This is a genomic window from Bacillus sp. 1A, assembly GCF_052682215.1.
This window is the reverse complement of sequence record NZ_JBQYLZ010000001.1, coordinates 667,399-684,754: the sequence shown is the minus strand read 5'-3', so window position 1 is coordinate 684,754 and position 17,356 is coordinate 667,399. Positions and strand designations below refer to the sequence as shown.

The window sequence follows — 17,356 nt, the reverse complement described above, 5'->3', positions numbered from 1 at the left end:
TTATGATAATCTCTTAATTGTTACAGATACAACTCTAACAAGTGTTATTCCAACCCGTTGATCTAAATACTAATATATACAAAGTAATCTATTAAGCGTAAAATGATTGCATATCCAGCAAGTTTAATTACTTATGAATAGATATAAGTAAATTAAAAGCGTCATTTGAATATTAAAATGACGCTTTTGTATAATATACTAAATTCAGATATTTACTTTTAGAACTTTCAAAATTAAATTTCTAAAATTTTTCTTTCCCTAGGGAAATATCAATCATTTTAAACTAAGTAAAAATGCTTATTTTCTATAAAGTAATTACACAAATCAACAAAATCAATTTCAATTATTGATTCTGGAAAACTATCTAAAGAAGCACAACAAGAAAGCTTATAATCTTTACCAATAGTAAACTTTTTATAATAAACCTTATTAGATAGCATGTCACCATAAAATATTGTATTTTTATTAATAACAAAAGAGTTTAAAGGTATAGTTAGTCCTTTCCCTATCCATTTAACAAAGCTTTCTTTTATAGTCCATAATTCATAAAACACATCTAATTGTTGTTCTACATTTAATGAATGTAAATAATTAAATTCTTCCTCAGTAAATATATTTTTAATCATTGTAGTATCTATGGGCCGAACTTTTTCTACATCTATTCCTACTTCTTCCTCATGAATAGCTCCAACAACCCAACTTTCGGAATGTGATATATTAAAATGAAAATTATTTAACTCATCAACATAAGGCTTTCCGTATTCATTGTATTTATATTTAATATCTTTATTTTTTTTTGAGAAATTTGTAGTAATTAAATATCTTATTATAATGTCTCCAATTAAGGCGCTATATTGGTCGGGCTTTCTTTTATATTTCTGTATTTTCATCTGCTTTTCTTTTGAGACCAAACGTATAAGCTTCTGCATAATATCATGTTCTATATTTCCTGGCACACGTACCTTATATATATTCATTATATCCTTCTCACCTAATCCCTTATATAGATACAAAAAACTCACAATGAATAATTCCCATTCATTTTCTAACCTCTTTATGTTTATTATTGAATAGGCTCAGAGAAAAAAGCCTCATAATATGTTACACATGAATTTATGAGACTTTTACAAAATTAATAGTGTACAATTTAAAAAAACATTTCACTTATTTACATGTGCTAATAAGAGCATTTGTTTAAAACTCTTTTTTATACTCTTTACCAATTCATGAATATGGGGTTTCTCTAACATACTTAGATGGGAACCTAACACTTGCATAGCGTATACTTCCCCTGATGTATATTCATTCCATCTGTTATAATCTACTAGTGGGTGAATGTCATTAATAGATGCATTAAATAGAAAGATATCTGCTTTTATTTTTTGTTTACAATTATATTTTAGGTATGCATATCTATTAGCTATCATTACTTTTAACTTATTCATCATTGGATCTTCAAAATTTTGCTGACAACTATTTTCATTCAATGTAAATTTTTTCAGTAAAGATTCTATTAATTGTTCTTCACTCATTTGCTCAAAACTAATTTTCTCAATCCCTAACTGATCATTGAATTTTTCCAATTCTTCAAATGCATTCTTAATATTTAAACTAAGAATCTCCTTACCTTGTTCAATAGGATGAACATCAAGTAAACCTAGAAAACTAACTTTATCACCTAGTTCTTCTAATTTTCTAGCCATTTCAAATGCAACTATTCCTCCAAAAGACCATCCTAATAACGTATATGGCCCTTCCTTTTTTACTTGTTTAATCTCTTCTATATATCTTACCGCCATTTCCTCTACAGATAAGTTTGGAAATCTACTATCATCATATCCTATAGATTGTAACCCATATACAGTCTTATCCTCTCCTAATTCTCTAGCCAAATCATAATAGTTTAATATACCCCCGCCTTGCCCATGAACAATGAACCATTGACTATCCTTGTTTGTTCCATTTTGAATTGGAATTAAACACTCACTGTCTATTCCTCTATTCCTACTTATTACATCACTTAATTGTTCAATAGTAGCCTTTTGAAATAATAAACTTAATGGCAGTTGCACATTAAACATTCTCTTGATATTTTCGAATAACTTTAATCCCTTAAGAGAATGACCACCTAATTCAAAGAAATTATCATTTATACCAATATTATTTACCCCTAATATACTACTCCAAATATCAATTAAACTACTATCTATTTCATTTCTTGGTGGTACATAATTACTATTGCTCATTGTATTTAGCTTCGGTAACTTGCTTCTATCTATTTTTCCATTTTGTGTTAATGGTATATTGTGAATTGATATGAGTTGTTGAGGTATCATATAATGTGGTAACTTTGTTGCCAAATATGCTCTTACCTCTGGAATAGGAATATCTTTTTCGGTAACTACGTATGCACATAAATACTTTTCTCCAGCTTCATCTTCTTGATCTATTACTACGGCCGTTTTGATTGTCTCATATTTTAACAAACTCGCTTCTATCTCACCTAGTTCTATTCGATATCCCCTTATTTTTACTTGATGATCGACTCGGCCCAAGTATTCAATGTTACCATCAGGTAGCCACCTTGCTATATCTCCTGTTTTATATAGTTTCTCACCTGGTTCAAATGGATGATCAATAAATTTATCTGCTGTTAATTCTTTTCGATTGATGTATCCTCTAGCTAACCCTATGCCAGAAATACATATTTCGCCTGGAACACCTATAGGTTGTATCCTGTGAAATGAATCCAATATATAAATTTTAGTATTTAACAATGGCGAACCTATCGGTACGTTTTGTGTTGTAATTTCTTTATCACTCTCATATCGATAAGTTGTACAACAGACTGTAGCCTCTGTAGGTCCGTATCCATTTAATATTTGGAGGTTCCCCCTAAATAGATGATCGTATTTTGCGAGTAATTCTGTTTTAATTGGTTCTACTCCCACAAGTAGCTTATTTAACACTATCTTCTGGTTATCTCTAACAAAATAATCATATATTTCATTTAATAAAGTAGGTGGAATATATGATAACGTGACCTGTTCCTCAAGAATGACTTGTACAAGTTTTGGTACATCAAACTTCTCACCTTGATAAATGGTCATTCTTGCGCCATATACCAATGGGACAAATATTTCAAATATAGTAACATCAAAAGAGATACTACTAGAGAATAGAACGTTATCAGTTATCCCTATATCTTGAGAGAAATCTTCATACATTGCACACAAAAAATTAGTCAAGGATCGATGTTCAATCATTACTCCTTTAGGTTGGCCTGTAGAACCTGATGTATAAATAACATACGCTAAGTTGTGAGGTTCTATCATCATTTGCATGTCTTCTCCTTGTTCTTCTTCAAAAGACATATCCATTAGATCTATTACATTACCTTGGAATTCTATCCCCTTTATAATAGAGTTTTGATGTATTAATACATGTGAACACCCACTGTCTGTCAGCATATATTTCACTCTTTGTTTTGGTAAGTCGGTATCAATTGGTAAATACGCTCCACCTGCTTTTAAGACACCTAATATGCCTATAACCATCTCGATGGAGCGTTCCATCATCACTCCAACAATGGATTCTCTTTTAACTCCTTCGTCTAATAACCTTCTCGCCAACTGATTAGCTTTTATATTTAATTGCTTATATGTAATTTCTTTTTCATTACATACAACGGCTATTTGATTAGGGTTCCGTTTTACTTGTTCTTCAAACATTTTATGCACTAATAAATGATTAGAATTTAAATTCTCTTTTTTGTTAAATTCATTCATTATACAATGTTCTTCTTCTACAGATAACATATTAATATTACGCAATCGTATTTTAGGGTTATTAGTTACTTCCTGAACTATATTTGTAAAATGTACCATTAACCTTTCTATTGTCTCCGCTTTAAATAACTTAGTACTATATTCTACTTTTAAATGAATATTATTATCTATTTCCGTTGCTACTAATGACAAATCAAATTTTGAAACTGACTGCTTAAACTGATACGGTGTAAATTCTAATTCACCAATAGATATTGGATCCATATCCATGTTTTGAAAAACAAACATGGTATCAAATAATGGATTTCTACTTGTATCCCTATGCAAGTCTAAATCTTCTAATAGTTCTTCAAAAGGATAGTCTTGATTTTCATAAGCTTCTAATGTATTGAGTTTTAATCTACTCAAAAACTCAATAAACTCATCGTCATTTTCTAGATAATTTCTCATTACCAAAGTATTAATAAACATACCAATCATATGATTAGTATCAGAATGAGACCTTCCAGCAATAGGCGAACCTACAATAATGTCTTGTTGACCTGTGTATCTAGATAAAAGTATGTTATAAATGGCCAATAAAATCATATATGGCGTGGTACCAGTTTCAGTTGCTAGCTTATTTACTTTAAAAGTTAAATCTGTTCCCAAATTAAAGGAACAAACCTTACCTTTAAAGCTTTGTATAGTCGGTCTTTGAAAATCGGTTGGAAAATTTAAAACCGGGAGTTCTCCTTTTAAAGTTGTTAACCAATAATTCTTTTGTTCACTAATTAGATTCTTATAGTAAGGTCCATTTTGCCACATCACATAGTCTTTGTACTGTACTCTCAATCTTGGAAGTTCATTTCCTTTATACAATTCTACAAACTCTTTTATTAATATCCCCATTGATAAACCATCAGATATTATATGATGCATATCTACTACAAGGATATGTCTTTCTTCTGCTATCCTTAAAAGCAACACCCTTAATAATGGAGGTTTTGATAAATCAAATGGACTTATAAAATCATGTATTAAATAATCCGCATCTTTTTCATTTACATGAACGTATTCAATATTGAATTCTACATTAGGCTCAATTTTCTGCACTAATTCCCCATCTAAAATTTGAAAAGAAGTTCTTAATATTTCATGTCTCTGAATTAAAGATTGAAATATATTTTCAAACTTATCTTTACAAATATCCCCTTCTACTTTAAGTATTGTGGGCATATTATAAGTTGTATTTGTACCATCTTCAAATTGATCTACTATAAACATTCTCTTTTGTGACGTAGAAGCTAAATAATACTCTTGTTGTTTTACAGGTTCTATGGAAATATAATTACTTTTTTCCATTTCTAATATACATTTTGAAAAATCAACCAAAACAGGAAACTTAAATAGGGATTTAATAGATAATTGCACATTAAATTCTTTATTAACGATAGAAATTAGCCTAGCAGCCTTTAATGAATGACCACCTATCTCAAAAAAATTATCCTGTATTCCTACCCTTTGTATTCCTAATACATCTTTCCAAATCTCAACTAATTTTCTTTCTGTAGAATTTGTCGGCTCTAGATGACTAGATTTCAAATTATAAATAGGTTGAGGTAATTTTTTTCTATCTATTTTTCCGTTTTGTGTTAACGGTATGTTTTGAATGGATATGATTTGTTGAGGTATCATATAATATGGTAACTTGGTTGCTAAATATGCTCTTACCTCTGGAATAGGAATATCTTTTTCGGTAACTACGTACGCACATAAATACTTTTCTCCACTTTCATCTTCTCGCTGTATTACTACGGCCGTTTTGATTGTCTCATATTTTAACAAACTTGCTTCTATTTCACCTAGTTCTATTCGGTATCCCCTTATTTTTACTTGATGATCGACTCGGCCCAAGTATTCAATTTTACCATCAGGTAGCCACCTTGCTATATCTCCTGTTTTATATAGTTTTTTACCAAGTTCAAATGGATCATCAATGAATTTATCTGCTGTTAATTCTTTTCGATTGATGTATCCTCTAGCTAACCCTATGCCAGAAATACATATTTCTCCTGGAACACCTATGGGTTGTATCCTGTGAAATGAATCCAATATATAAATTTTAGTATTTAACAATGGCGAACCTATCGGTACGTTTTGTGTTGTAATTTCTTTATCCCTCTCATATTGATAAGATGTACAACAGACTGTAGCCTCTGTAGGTCCGTATAAATTTAATATTTGGAGGTTCCCCCTAAATAGATGATCGTATTTTGCGAGTAATTTTGTTTTAATTGGTTCTACTCCCACGAAAAGTTTATTTAACGATATCTTCTGATTCGCCCTTACAAAATAATCATATATTTCATTTAATAAGGTAGGTGGAATATATGCTAACGTGACCTGTTCCTCAAGAATGACTTGTACAAGTTTTGGTACATCAAACTTCTCACCTTGATGAATAGTCATTCTTGCGCCATATACCAATGGGACAAATATTTCAAATATAGTAACATCAAAAGAGATACTGCTTGAGAATAGAACATTATCAGTTATCCCTATATCTTGAGAGAAGTCCTCATACATTGCACACAAAAAATTAGTCAAGGATCGATGTTCAATCATTACTCCTTTAGGTTGGCCTGTAGAACCTGATGTATAAATAACATATGCCAAGTTGTGAGGTTCCATCGTTATCTGCAAATTTTCTACTTGTTCTTCTTCAAAAGGAATATCCATTAGATTTATTACACTACCTTGGAATGCTACTCCCTTTATAATAGAGTTTTGATATGTTAGTACATGTGAACACCCACTGTCTGTCAGCATGTATTCCACTCTTTGTTTTGGTAAATCGGTATCAATCGGTAAATACGCCCCACCTGCTTTTAAGATACCTAATATGCCTACAATCATCTCAATAGAGCGTTCCATCATCACACCAACAATGGATTCTCTTTTAACTCCTTCGTCTAATAACCTTCTCGCCAACTGATTAGCTTTTATATTTAATTGCTTATATGTAATTTCTTTTTCATTACATACAATCGCTATTTGATTAGGATTCTGTTTTACCTGCTCTTCAAATAATTGAGGAGCTGTTACAGTCTCACAAAGTAATGTTTTATGAACTCTAGTCGTATGATTGAAATCATATAATATTTGATTCTTTTCTGCTTTAGACATTACATCTAGATCCATTGCAGATTTATTTGGATCTTTCATTAATATATCTAAAATATTATATAAATGATTAACTATTCTACGAACTAACCCTTCACTATATAAAGTAGAATTATAATCCACTTGAACCTTTAACTGTTCTTCATTTTTCATAAACCTAATAACCATATCAGAGTTTATTTTATCTGTACTCTCATAACAATGAATATCATCTAACATTACTATTGTATTTAATAAGGGAAGATTATTACTCTCTCCATCTAGACTTAATAATTGAGTAAGTTTATTAAAAGGAAAATGACAATGTTCATTTGACTCTAAAATTGTTTCTTTAATTTTATATATTATTTCTTTGAAATTATCTTCTTGATTTATTTGAGTACGTAATAATAAAAAGTTGTTTTGAAAAACCGTCTCTTCTTGACCTTTCTTAAAAACTGGCATTCCAATTACTACATCATCCCTATCGGTATATCTACTTAAGAGGTATTTCACACCTGATAATAAAATAGTGTACAGTAACATATCAGAATTATTGCTAATTGCTACAGCTCTCTTCGCAATATCCGATGGGAATTGACAATAATAACTTTCTTTAGAAGCCTGAATATTATTTAAAGACAGACAATCACAAGGAAATCTACTTAACTCAACATCACCTGATAACTTGTCTAACCAATATTCTTTTTCTTTTTTAAATTTTTCACTAGATAATAAAACCTGCTGGGTAAATTTATCAAGCATTTTTTCTTCCCACCATTCTCTATGATATTGATACTAAATACTACATATTTAGTGGTTATGTTCCCCATAGACCCATCCGTTTTATCATGAGGGAGCACAATCATACTCGTCATTGGGAGTTTTCTTCCTCGGTAATAAAACTCCCAATGACGACCAATTGGATTGCTACTTTAGCGATAGAAGTTTCAACATAAAGCATAGAAATGCACTTTTCTCTTACTCAGATACATCCCTTAATTTTTTCACTTCACAGATTTTACCCTATCTAATATTTTCATAATTAACTCGCCCACGATGTCAGCTTGATGTAGTAAAAACATATGACCACCATTAACTGTTAAAAAATGAACCTCATTGCCCCATTCTACCCACTTCTTAGCCCCTTTTACTGTATAATTGGAGTCTGTTGTTCCACTAATAATGTACAGAGGCGCTTTCAACAATGTTGTGTCATCATTTATATAATTCTCAATGGCACGAAAGTCTGATCGAATAACTGGAAGGATATAGTTTAAAAGCTCCTGATGTTGTAATACTTCATCCGGTAATCCTCCCAAAGACTTTATATAATCTATAAAGTCTTTATCATCTAAATGATTTGTTTTTCTTCTTATTTCCGGTGGATTCATAGCAGAGATAATAACATTTTTAGGATTTATGTCCTTACTTTCTAAAATCTGAGCCATACGGTGAACTATAATTCCTCCCATGCTATGGCCAAATAATGTAACCTCTCCCTCTAAAATTGGTTGCATCTCCTTTAAATATAAATTAACAAGATCATCTATGTTATCAACTAGTGCAGAAAGATTGGGACCATGGCCTGGAGGATCAAATGAAATAAGTTTTATATCTTCCGGTAAATAATTCTTTAAAGGTAAAAAAGAATTTGAATAGCCCCCAGCATAAGGAACACAAACCAAATATTTGTTACTATTCAATCCTGGCGATAAATCTTTCATTAATTTTCTCAAGTGACTTCTCCTTTATTAAATAAAATTTTCATCAAATAGTTGTTTAGTCAAACAAATTATCAATTTCTTCATCACTAAGGTTTAAGGTTTCAAAATCTGATGAAGTAAATTCTTTTGTTTGCATTTGACAACAGGAATGGATATATGTCTGTAGTCGTTCTAGATAATCTAAAAATAAATTTTCTACAAAATTCTTTTGAAAATGATTCGTACTAAATGTCACATGAATTTCTAAGTTTTTATTCTTAACCATGGCCACAATATCTAATAATGCAGTAATATGATTATCTTTCGATTGTTCTCTTCCACTTTGATAATCAACAATAGTAAACCATCCATCTCCGAGAGAATTATCTATCTCTCCTAAATAATTAAAACGAATTGTATTTTGAGTTACATCTTTGCAAGAAGGAAACTTCTCTTTTAGAATTCCATATCCAATTCCCTTATTAGGTCTTTTACGAACTTCTTCTTTCACACTCTTTATTTGATTAGCAATATTAGGTGAAACTTGTAATACAATAGGATACATCGTCGTAAACCACCCTACTGTACGTGAAATATCAAGATACTCAAACAATTCCTCTCGACCATGGCCTTCTAACTCAAATTTAATTTGATCTTGGTTTGTATATCTACCTAAATTTTCTGTCAACACAGCAAGTAACAACTCCATTGGCTGTGTGTTATAAGGCACATTTGCAGTAGTTAATAGTTTTCTTGTATCATCTGCATTCAATGTAAAGGTAAGAGTAGTACAACTTTCAACAGTACTATTTTCTTTTTCTCTATTAATTTGAAAATTATTATCTAGCGTGTTATCTATGGATTCCCAATAATCTAATTCAGCACGTACTAAATTAACTCCTCGACTATTTAAAGCTTCAGACCAATCTTGGAAAGAGTTAGTTTTTAATGGTAGCGATGGAACTTCTCCTAAATACAAGCTATTCAAACATCGGTTTGCATCTTCAATTAAAATACGCCAGGACACAGCATCAACAATAAGATGGTGTGCAGTTAATAACAACAACTGTTGATCATTTGGAAGCCGGAATAAGACCCCTTTAAATAATGGTCCTTCATTCAAATTTAAACTTCCTTTTAACTCTTCGCCTTTTATATGAACTTGATTCAAAGCTATTTCAATTGGAATTTCAGACAGATCAAACATGGTAACCTTAGAATCAGCAATGGACATATCTTCGTCATAATAGAAGTAATCTTGCTTATCCTCATACCTTAGCCGCAACAAATCATGATGATGCATGATCGTATTTAACATCTCATTAATATATTCTTCTTTAACTGGCTTCTTCAAAGACAGTAGTACCGATTGATTCCAATGATGCGGGTTCTTAAACTGTTGATCAAGGAACCAACGCATAATAGGAGTAGGCTCTACCTTGCCTGTTACCAATGTTTGTGAGACTGTAACATCTTTTTGTTTAACTAACATTGCTGCCAATTCACTTACAACTGGATAATTTAGTACATCTTTAACTCTAACTTTCCATCCCAGTTCTTGTAATCTAGCGCTCACTTGGATCGCTTTAATAGAATCTCCACCTAAATGATAAAAATTACTATGCAATTCGATTCTATCAGTCTGTAATATTTCCTTGAGAACTTCACTAACCATTCCAGTAACATCTTCATCTACTTCTTCTAAATGAGTATGGTTAGAACCGTTATTTAACATCGGATCTGGCAACGCTTGACGATCTACCTTTCCGTTGATAGTAAGCGGTAGCTGATCCATATAGATAAAAAATGAAGGAATCATATAACTTGGTAGCATATGCGAAATAAAACTGCGTATTTCTATATTTTGAACACTGCCTTTCAAAACAATGTAAGCAACTAGATGATTTGAATTATCCTCACCTTGCCAATTTATCACTACTACATCTTTAATAAACTTGTATTGTAACAGTGCATTCTCAACTTCCCCTATTTCAATACGATATCCTTTAACTTTCACTTGAGAATCCATTCGTCCTTGATACTCAATTAATCCATTTGGCAACATGACAGCTAAGTCACCACTTCGATACATCTTCTCACTCGAAATAAATGGATTGGATAAAAAACGTTGCGCTGTTAAATCCGGACGATTCAAATAACCTTTAGCTACCCCATCACCCGATATATAAATTTCTCCTTTTACACCTATAGGAACCGGCTGAAGATTCTTATCCAATAAATAAATTTGAACATTATCAGCTGGTATACCAATTGGTACGGATGCCCTTCGATCTAGCTCTGGATTATAACGATGAATCATACATCCAACCACGGTTTCAGTTGGTCCATATTCATTAATTATTTCAACTTTACCGCTAAAAAGATCGTATATCTTCTCGGCTACTGAGGTTTTCAAATCCTCTCCACCCACAATCAATCTACGAAGAGATGAAACTCTTGGGAGTTCATAGTTATTTAACAACGCTAAATGTGAAGGCGTAACCTTCAACACTGTAACTAAATTTTCCTTTAGTATTTTTGACAAAATAAACTCATCTTCATTATCATGATATATCACTAACAATAAACCGCTTATTAAAGAAGTGAATATTGAAGTTACTGTTAAATCAAAAGAAACGGATGAATATAATGCAAAAACATCATTTTCACTACTAATATAGTTCTTTTTAGCCCAGGAAATATAGTTAACTAATCCACGTTGAGTGATTACAGTGCCTTTAGGATTCCCCGTGGTTCCAGAGGTATAAATTATATATATTGGATCATTTGTTGCAGTTACTAGGGTTAAATTGGAATTATCTCCTTCATAAAGTTTCTGATCACATATATTAATTTTCTCACCTAAATATTCTAAATTCCCCTCATTTGTATAGTCAGTTAAAAGTAATGTTGTGCCACTATCATTCAAAATATAACGAATTCGATCCTCTGGGTAGGAAGGATCTATAGGCAAATATGTACCTCCAGCCTTAATAACTCCCCAAATTGCAATTACTATCTCAAGTGAATGTTTAGCTAGTATACCCACGACTTGACCATTTTTGACTCCTTTTTCTCGTAACTTTCTTGCTAACTGATTAGATTTCTTATTTAATTCAAGATAAGTCATTGATCTATCAGCATGTTGAATTGCTATTTTTTCTGGTGTCTGTTTTACTTGTTCTTCAAATAATTCTTGAATAGTTTTTTCTTTCGGATACACAACAGCTGTATTGTTAAATTTCTCTAACATAAACTTTTGCTCATCATCCGATAACAAAGATAATTCTTTTATCGATTGATCTTCATTACGTAAAACTTGTTCTATTAAAGCTAAAAACCTCTCATGCATACAATTGATTTGATCTTCTTCAAAATCCGCGACTTTATAATCATATTGAATTTCTAAACCTTCATCTGCCCATTCCTTAATAACTAACTGCAATGAATAGGCTTGGTAGCCACTATAAAACTCCACGTTTTCTAAAGAAAATCCATCGATAGTATTTTTAAGTTTTGTATTATAGTAATTCACACTATATTGAAATAAACCATCGTATCCTTTACTAGTCAATTGCAAGTCTTTTACCAATAAGTTATAAGGATAACGCTGGTGAAATAGACATTGTTTTATTTCATGATTTACTCTTTTAATGAAAGATAGAACACTCTCATCTTCATCCACATTTAACCGTAACGGCATTGTGCTAGTAAACATACCTACTATTTTCTTTTCTAGTACACCGGAACGATTTAGTACAGGAGATCCAATGATTATGTCTGATTGATCATACATTTTATGAATATAAATAAGCATAAAGGTTGAAAATAATGTATTCATAGATATTCTATGTTTTTGTATAAAAGACTGTAGAGCAACCGATTTTTCTTTTTCAATTAAAAATATCTTTCGTTTCCCTTCTAGAGAATGAGATGTTTTTGATAAAAAGAAATCTGGCAGATTCATAAATTTCTCATTCCAATAATTCTTATTTTTTACGTATCGAGGGGATTCCAGATATTTCTCCTCTGCCTGTAAATAAGACAGATAAGTAGATTCAACCGTATCATTTATATGCTCATCATTCTTTAACTTAGAGTAAAAATCGATAATTTGACTCGTCATAAGTTGGATTGTCCAACCATCAGCTATAATATGATGAAACTTAACAAAATAGGAGCTTTCTACATCACTTATTTTCAAGAGCACAAATTCAAACAGAGGGCCTCCTTCAAGTGGAATTTTTTTTTGAAATTCATCCTGGGCCCATTTTCTAGCTTCTAAACTTGGATTATGATGATTAGAAAAATCAATTAAACGTATTGGTGTAGGTTCAAATGGTGATATAAATTGGTGGGGTTCTCTATGTTGTTGAAAAATCCGTAGACGTAAACCATCATTTTTCTTAATGAATAATTGAATTGCTTTTTCTAAAATTGTAAAATTAATTTCCCCCTTAATAAGAACCATCCCTCCGATGTTATACATAGATGTGTTTGGATAAATTTGTTCATTATACCAAACTCTTTTTTGTGGATGCGTAAGAGAATGCTTTACAATTGTTTGTTGCATATTTCCACTTCCCCTCTATCCACATCCGTTGGTGTTTCCGGAAATTGTATATTAATATAGTGAGGATAAGGATTTATATTCTCAAGATTATGTTCTAAAATTAATATTCCATTTTCGTTGCTAGTTTCCTTAAATCCAGCTAATCGGTACGTAACAAACATCATACGGTTACGGTCTGTCTGTCGAAACTCAGCCAAAAAGCGTTTACCTGCCTGTTTTGTTCTTTCCATTAGATATGTGAGGAGTATAGTACCAACGCCACGGGACATTACACGACAAGACATGAGAAGAAGTTTTAGGCAGTCGGCTTCCTCCGTCCTTTTTACAAGTGTTAAACCAATCTTCCCATAGGAGCCATATTTATCTGATAACTCACAAACTAATAATAAATAATCTGGATGATTACAATAATAGTTTAATTCATCATAATCATAGGTAATACCAGTCGAATTTAATTGATTCGTACGTACTGTTAACTCCTCTGCCCGCTGCAAATCTTCCTCACGAGCCTCACTAATCACAAAATTCATCCCAAGTGAAGCTAAAAATTCTTCTTTTGGGCCTTCATATTCTTCTTCATCCTTCGTTCTCTTAAGATTTTCTAAATACATCAGTCTTCGACGACGTGAATCTTCTGTAATTCTTTTTGGTTGTAGTCGTGGCAAGTCTAATAACGACTTATATTCATTTACATGTATACACAGAATATCATTATGAACACTCTGTACTTCTTCTAATTCAAAAGGTTGGTCATCAATGAACGCAAAAGTATCAATACCTATGTTTAAATTTTTTCTAATTTTCTCAATGGAACTAGATTTAGAGTTCCAATGAATCTCTGGATATAAAAAATACTCTTCTATTCCAAATTCCCGTAATTTAGCTATTGCATCTTCGTAGTTATTTTTACTAGCAACTGATTGCAGTATTCCACGTCGATCTAATTCACATATAATTTCATAAATTCCAGGTTTTAAAGTAACTGTACCACTCTCTAATAAAACACCATCCCAAATTGTACAATCTAAGTCCCAAACAACACATTTAATTTCCTTACTCATGATAATGCCTCCTTTGTTTTATTCATTTTCACAGTTCCCATCTCCATCACTATAAGCTTATCTGCCAAATGAAAATATTGATCGTCGTGAGTAATAGCAATAATACATTTACCCTTCGCTCGCATTTGAGGTAACAATTCTTCATAAAAGAAGCGTCTATAACCAGGATCTTGATCCGCTGCCCATTCATCAAATAAAAGTATAGGTCGATCTTCCAAATACGTAACCAGCAATGCCAACCTTTTCTTTTGTCCAGTTGATAGTTGCGTAGTAGTAAAGCGCCCATTCTCAATGCCAACCTTGTCACTCAGTTGGAGAAGTTCTAAATAATGATCGATTTCTGCTTTCATTCCTTCTGTATTAATTCCATATAGCCTATCAAAAACATGAAAATCACTCAGGATAGCTGAATAGTATTGATTCAATTCCTCTGGAGCTATTTCTTTTCCATTTAATAAAATGTTACCTTCATTAGGTTCATATAACCCAGTAATCAGTTTTGATAAAGTAGATTTTCCACTCCCATTACCACCAGCAATAAAGACTATTTCTCCAGAATTAAACTCCATGTCTATTGGACCAATACCAAAACCAGTAAAATCTCCATCTTTATTCTTATACTTATAACTTACATTTTGTAGCTGCAAACAAATTGGCACATCTAAGTACTCTTTTGTTGTCGCGATTTGCTCATTTGCCTTTATATGATCTACACTCTTCACCATTTGTTGAATACGTTGCCAAGAAATACGTACATTTACGAGCTGAGGGATACCGCCCAGTATTTCATTAACTGGACCTGTCATATACAGAAAAACGATTACATAGTTACTTATCGTCTCTTTCGGCATATTAACAAAAATTTCTGGAAATACGAAAACTACAATACCAATAACAAAAATGAATAATAGTTCTCCCAGAACAAACACATTTGCAAATTTAATATCTCCTATCGTTCGTTTAACACGATAGTTATTACAGCTTTCATTCATAACTTCTCGAAAATCGTTTCGTTTTCCAGTATGAAGCCTAAGCTCTTTGAAACCATGCCTTAGATCACCAATCAAACGAAAATATACATTCTGAATATCTCTTGTTTCATTCCAAACTTTATCTGCTTGTCGTCCGATCAAAGAATATACCCCTGCAGTAATAAAGATGATACACAAGGATAGTAAAAAGGCATACATATTCATTACACCAAGATAGAGAAAACAAAATAGTAACGTTAATAAACTTGTTCCAGCAGTAACTAATAGATTGAGAGAACGAGAGATAACTTCCGTATCGTTATTTAATGTCGCCTCTATTCGGCCCTTCTCAATCAACTCCAATTTGTAATAAGGAGTCTGTAACAACTTATCTGTTAATTCCATCCTTTTTTCATAAACTAGCTCGTTTGTATACGATACAATGCTAGTTCTAATAATACGTTGTGAAAAGACATACATAACGATTCCAAGTACAAAGTAAAACAACAAGCCATTTTCCAAATTATTTGATCTAACAAACGTTTCATTAATCACAAAAATGAGAAAGGCATTACCAAATCCTGATATTAATCCCAAAACAATTAAAGTCAAAAGCGACTTTCCCTTTTGTCTTGGAAAACAAAGATTTAAGAATGTATGGATAACATAGGCCAAACCCACCCCAGCAATTGCATATATTGCAAGTACAACAGTTGAAGGAGCCCAAACTTTTATAAATGCCCACGGAAGCCCTCCAAACAAGAGATTTGGTAGTTGATAAAGTGCATAAATCATTAGCCCATATATCGCAACAACTAATACCATATGTAACCATGTTTTTCCCGTTGGTAATATAAACTTTCTTTTTCTAAAAATAATCTCCCTGATTAAATGAAATAACATGACCAATAACGTTAGTAAACACAAAGATGAGATCACAAATAAGGCTGTTCCTATTTGATCCGTTTTCTTATATTCATCATAGAGTAACGGTTTAACTTCTTTATCTATCATCATATTTAAAAGACTGCTACCGATATAGTAAGTGTAATTACTATTCAGATTCGCTAATACTACGACCCCTATCTGTTCCTCATCACGGAAACCAATATACGATGAATAATTTGGGTTACTTCCACCATGTGAAATTTCCCCTCCACCACTTTGATAGACCTCCCATCCAGCTGCATATGAAGCTCCATTGCTATCTGGGGCAACCTTTCTATTCGCTTTATGAGAATCGTTAATCAATTCCTCCGGAAACATCCTAGGCTTTTCAACCCCAAGCTGTAATTTTAACCATCTTTCCATATCATTTATATTTGAAATAAAATATCCAGCCGGTGTATTCCCCCTATAATTAGGAGCGTCATAGGGTAATGATTGTAAGAAATTACGCTTGTAACCTTGGGCTATGTTATCTAATGGGGCCATCTCACGTCCAGCGTATGTACTCAATAAATCCAACTTTGATAGCACATGATCTTGAACATATCTTTCAAATGATTGATTAGTTGCCTTCTCGATTACTAAGCCTAATAGATCGTAGTTAACCGTAGAATATTCAAAACTGCTACCCGGCTCTCGGTTTAGTCCTATTGGCATAACATTCCTAATCGTTTTCTCAATAGAATCTTTGCCATTGGTTATAGGTATATATCCAATGGCCTTTTCCGGTATTCCACTAGTATGGTGTAATAAGTCATAAAGTGTAATTTCATAAGGTTTGCCTTTATACTCCATTTCAAACCATGAAACATATTTAGTTAAAGAATCACTAAGTTTAATTTTCCCTTCTTTTTCTAGCTGCAATACAGCTAATGCCGTAAAAGCTTTTGAAGTAGAACCTAGCTCGAAAAGCGTCTCATTCGTAACTTGACGTTTATTGTCTATATCGGCATAACCATAATTCTTCTTATAAATCGTTTCGTTTCCTTTTACAATTACTACTGAAAGTCCAGGAATACCCGCTTGAGATATTTGTTCTTCTATATGCTTCTGTATTTTCTTCTCATTAAACTGTACCGTTTCCTGTGCTTCCACCTGTCGATAAGGGAGTACTATTAAAGTCATTAAAATGATAAACTTCAACCATATGTTTAACTTCATATTT

General features: G+C 32.1%; 6 protein-coding genes. All 6 read right to left on the bottom strand.

Features of this window, described 5'->3' with window-relative positions; genetic code table 11:
* Positions 1–278: 278 nt before the first annotated feature.
* The 6 genes from ACUN0F_RS03525 to ACUN0F_RS03500 all read right to left on the bottom strand — a co-directional run bounded on the left by ACUN0F_RS03525 (position 279) and on the right by ACUN0F_RS03500 (position 17,352).
* The gene (locus tag ACUN0F_RS03525; protein WP_149173932.1) at positions 279–977 is read right to left on the bottom strand and encodes a 4'-phosphopantetheinyl transferase family protein; all 699 of its coding nucleotides are present in this window, start codon (positions 975–977) and stop codon (positions 279–281) included.
* A 183-nt stretch (positions 978–1,160) separates the two neighbouring features.
* Positions 1,161–7,697, bottom strand: a complete 6,537-nt coding sequence (locus ACUN0F_RS03520) for an amino acid adenylation domain-containing protein (protein WP_445539124.1) — start codon at positions 7,695–7,697, stop codon at positions 1,161–1,163.
* Between the two features lie 242 nt (positions 7,698–7,939).
* Positions 7,940–8,671 (bottom strand): thioesterase II family protein, encoded by a 732-nt coding sequence (locus ACUN0F_RS03515; RefSeq protein WP_445539123.1) that lies wholly within the window; start codon positions 8,669–8,671, stop codon positions 7,940–7,942.
* Between the two features lie 43 nt (positions 8,672–8,714).
* Positions 8,715–13,211 (bottom strand): amino acid adenylation domain-containing protein, encoded by a 4,497-nt coding sequence (locus ACUN0F_RS03510; RefSeq protein WP_445539122.1) that lies wholly within the window; start codon positions 13,209–13,211, stop codon positions 8,715–8,717.
* Positions 13,193–14,272, bottom strand: a complete 1,080-nt coding sequence (locus tag ACUN0F_RS03505; protein WP_445539121.1) for an HAD-IIIC family phosphatase — start codon at positions 14,270–14,272, stop codon at positions 13,193–13,195. The genes ACUN0F_RS03510 and ACUN0F_RS03505 overlap by 19 nt, the downstream gene beginning before the upstream one ends.
* Complete coding sequence (locus tag ACUN0F_RS03500) at positions 14,269–17,352, bottom strand: cyclic peptide export ABC transporter (protein WP_445539120.1); 3,084 nt, start codon at positions 17,350–17,352, stop codon at positions 14,269–14,271. Before ACUN0F_RS03500 ends, ACUN0F_RS03505 begins: the two co-directional genes overlap by 4 nt.
* Positions 17,353–17,356 lie beyond the last annotated feature (4 nt).